At 64.6% G+C, this 680-nt stretch carries 1 protein-coding gene and 1 pseudogene; one reads left to right on the plus strand and one right to left on the minus strand.

Translation table 11 applies throughout. The features are described from left to right. On the minus strand, positions 1 to 205 hold a 205-nt coding region (locus tag E4K64_RS40070; protein ID WP_135165941.1), incomplete at its 3' end, for a transposase. An 81-nt stretch (positions 206 to 286) separates the two neighbouring features. On the opposite strand from E4K64_RS40070, the pseudogene E4K64_RS40075 reads away from it, so the two are divergent. After that, a pseudogene (locus E4K64_RS40075) lies at positions 287 to 680 on the plus strand (DDE-type integrase/transposase/recombinase); the annotation flags it as partial.

Below are 680 nucleotides of genomic sequence, written 5' to 3' on the forward strand. Positions count from 1 at the left end.
TGGGTTCGGCGATCCGACTCCCGCCGCCCGGACCGAAAACATCGGCAGCGCTGCCTTCGAGCTGGGCCTTCCACGATGTGATCTGATTGGGGTGAACGTCGAACTGCTCCGCCAGTTGCGCCAGCGTGCGGTCACCCTTGACGGCGGCAAGTGCCACCTTCGCCTTGAAAGCCGGAGTGTGGTTCCGCCGTGCTCGTCTGCTCATCGTCTCTCCTGATTCGCGGGTCAATCTTGCCCGCCGTCAGGCAGAAACTCCACTTATCGCGCTGTTCAGATTTGCGGGACCAGCTCAGACCTCGCGCTGATGCAAAGGCTCGACCGGCTGCATCTGGAGTTTCCCTTCGCCGGTTCGCGAATGCTGCGAGGCCTGCTGGCTGCCGAGGGGTGCAAGGTCGGCCGCCGGCATGTCAAAACGCTGATGCGGCGGATGGGGATAGAGGCGCTCTACCGCCGGCCGCGCACCACCCAGCCCGAGCCCGGCCACAAGATCTATCCCTATCTGCTGCGCGGCATGGAGATCACGCGCCCGAACCAGGTCTGGGCGATGGACATCACGTACATCCCGATGGCGCGAGGCTTCGTCTATCTGGCCGTGGTGCTGGACTGGGCGACCCGCCGGGTTCTGTCGTGGCGGCTGTCGATCACCATGGAGGCGGCATTCTGCGTCGCGACACTGGAAG

Origin of the sequence: Bradyrhizobium frederickii, assembly GCF_004570865.1 — a bacterium.
Classification (GTDB): Bacteria; Pseudomonadota; Alphaproteobacteria; order Rhizobiales; family Xanthobacteraceae; genus Bradyrhizobium; species Bradyrhizobium frederickii.